Consider the following 2769-nt stretch of genomic DNA (forward strand, 5'->3'; position numbering starts at 1 on the left):
ACCATGACCCAAGAATCCTTTGCAGACCTGTTCCAGGAAAAAAATGTCACCGGCCAGCAGCTTCGGCCCGGCGACAAGATCGAGGCGGTTGTTGCCGACATCAGCGGCGAGAACATCTTTCTTGACCTCGGCGGCAAAAGTGAGGGAGTCCTCAGCGCAGCCGAATGCCGCAATGAAAACGGCGAGCTGACCATCAGCACCGGCGACAAGGTCACGGTCTTTTTTCTGGCCCAGCGCGGCGGCGAGCTGGTATTCACCACCCGCGTCGGCTCTGGCCGGGCGGGCAGCGCGGAGCTGGAACAGGCGTTTCAAGCAGGCATTCCGGTCAAGGGCAAGGTGGTTTCTGAGATCAAAGGAGGCTTCCAAGTCACAGTGGCCGGACAGCGCGCCTTCTGTCCTTACTCGCAGATGGGTCTGCACCGGATCGAATCAGCAGAGACCTGTCTGAATCAGGAAATGGTCTTCAAGATTATCGAGTTCGGCAAGAAAGGCCGCAACATCATCGTCTCCGCCCGCGCCGTGCTGGAGGAGGAACGCGAGCAGCGCAAGCAGCAGCTCCGCGACAGTCTGCGCGAAGGCGACCGCATCGAAGGTACGGTCAGCTCTATTCGTGATTTCGGGGCCTTTGTTGATCTCGGCGGCGCAGACGGCTTGATTCCGATCTCTGAGCTGGCTTGGGGACAGACCGCGAAGGTTGAGGATGTTCTCAGCATCGGCCAGCGGGTGGCGGTGCTTGTCAAAAAGATTGACTGGGACAAAGAGCGTATCTCGCTCAGCCTGCGCGACACGCTGGAAAATCCGTGGGATCGGGTCGAAGAAAAATACCTGATCGGCAGCACGCATAGCGGCACAGTCTCGCGGCTGGCCGCTTTCGGTGCCTTTGTCACGCTGGAGCCGGGCGTTGACGGTTTGCTGCATATCTCCAAGCTCGGCGCAGGCCGCCGCATCCATCATCCCCGCGAAGTCGTGTCCGAAGGCCAGGCGGTGACCGTGAAGGTGGACGGCATAGACAAGGCTCAGCAGCGCATCGCCCTTGTGCCGGAGGATTATGTCGCCAAAGAGCAGGAGGAAAAGGAGGAGAAAGAATGGACTCCTCCGCCGAAAGATGCCGCGCCCAAGTCTATGGGCACCTTTGGCGATCTGCTCAACAAGGCGGCGAAAAAGAAGCGGTAGACGGACAGAACATGCAGCAGGACGTGCAGCTTGTCCTTTCAGGCCGCTGGCTGGTGAGCATGAACGGCGGCGTGCGGGAGGAGGCAGGCATTTCTGTGGCCGTGGCCGGTGACAGCATCGCTGAAATCGGCTCGAACTTGGCGGCCAAATATCCTCAGGCCGAGCTGCTGGCCTGTCCGCACGGATTGATCATGCCTGGCTTGGTCAACGTCCACACGCACGCGGCCATGTCCTGCTTCCGGGGCTTGGCCGATGATCTGCCGCTGATGGACTGGCTGACGCAGCACATCTTCCCCCGCGAGGCGCAGCTGACGAAAGAAATCGTCTATCACGCCACGCTGCTGTCCATCTGTGAAATGATCCGCTCCGGCACTACCAGCTTTAACGACATGTACCTCTTCACCAAAGAAGCGGCGCGTGCGGCGGCGGAAGCGGGAATGCGGGCGTGGATCGGCGAGGTTTTTTTCGATTTTCCCTCGCCCTGCTATGGTGAGCTGGAGAATGGTTTCGCCTATGCGGAAGAATTGTTCAGCACATACGAAGACAGCGGCGAGCTGGTCAGTATCACGGTCAATCCTCACGCGGTTTACACCTGCTCCCCTGCCCTGCTCCAGCGGGCAGCGGCTTTAGCCGAGCGGAAGAACGCTCTGCTGCATATTCATCTTGCCGAAACCCGTGACGAGGTGCAAGGCTGCGTGGAAAAATATGGCCGCACTCCGGCGCGGCATCTGGAACAGCTGGGACTGCTCAACGAGCGTGTCGTGGCTGCGCATTGCGTCATGCTCGACGAGGAAGAAATTGCGCTGCTGGCCCGGCGCAGAGTGAAGGTCGCGCATTGCCCGGAATCAAACATGAAATTGGCTTCCGGCATTGCGCCAGCACAGCAGATGCTGAACAGCGGCCTGAAAGTCGGCATCGGCACGGACGGCAGCGCGTCCAACAACGATTTGGACATGTTCAACGAGATGAGCACGGCGGCCAAACTGCACAAGGTGCGCGAGTTTGATCCGACAGCGATGAATGCTGAGTCAGCACTGTGTGCCGCCACGCTGGGCGGGGCCGAGGTTCTGGGCGCGGCGGACAGAATCGGCAGCGTCGCGGTCGGCAAAAAGGCGGATCTCATCCTGCTCGACCTGCGGCAGCCGCATCTCTGCCCGTTGCACAATCCGGTCTCGCAGCTCGTTTATGCCGCCAAAGGCAGCGATGTCCTTCATTCCGTCATCAACGGGCGCGTGGTCATGCGCGACCGGCGGCTGACCACGCTGGACGAGAATGCCATCCTTGCGGAGATGGAGCGGATCGGCGCAACCGTGCGCCAGATGCGCTGAAAAAGAAAAGGCCGGATTTTCATCCGGCCTTCCACAGCATCAGGCAGCGCAGGAATCAGTGTCCCTTGCCTTCCTCTTTCTTCTTCTTCTCTTCCTTCTTCCCGCCATGACCTTCTTCTTCATGGCCGCCGCCAGCCATAGCCTGCATCTGGCGTTTCGGGTTCTTCTCCACCTCAGCTAAAATGCCAGCCACTTTATCCTCCGGCAGCCAGTTCACCTTGCCGGTGCCCACGTCGTAAATCGCGCCGACCACCTTCACTTTGCCTTC

2 protein-coding genes and 1 pseudogene are annotated in these 2769 nt (G+C 59.8%); 2 read left to right on the forward strand and 1 reads right to left on the reverse strand.

Annotation, left to right across the window (positions count from 1 at the left end; genetic code table 11):
• The coding region (gene rpsA, locus ACNKID_RS00715) for a 30S ribosomal protein S1 (RefSeq protein ID WP_417911513.1) at positions 1-1173 on the forward strand (1173 nt) is incomplete at its 5' end.
• Positions 1174-1184: 11 nt separating this feature from the next.
• Positions 1185-2501: an amidohydrolase gene (locus ACNKID_RS00720; protein WP_417911514.1), complete on the forward strand. Its 1317-nt coding sequence runs from the start codon at positions 1185-1187 to the stop codon at positions 2499-2501.
• Positions 2502-2556: 55 nt separating this feature from the next.
• Here ACNKID_RS00720 and ACNKID_RS00725 read toward each other — a convergent pair.
• Positions 2557-2769, reverse strand: a pseudogene (locus ACNKID_RS00725) (hypothetical protein); the annotation flags it as partial.

It is taken from the genome of Candidatus Electronema sp. TJ (assembly GCF_048287355.1).
Classification (GTDB): Bacteria; Desulfobacterota; Desulfobulbia; order Desulfobulbales; family Desulfobulbaceae; genus Electronema.

Excerpts from the sequence above, each read along its gene's own strand:
- ACNKID_RS00720 (WP_417911514.1), top strand. The coding sequence starts at position 1,185 with ATGCAGCAGGACGTGCAGCTTGTCCTTTCAGGCCGCTGGCTGGTGAGC.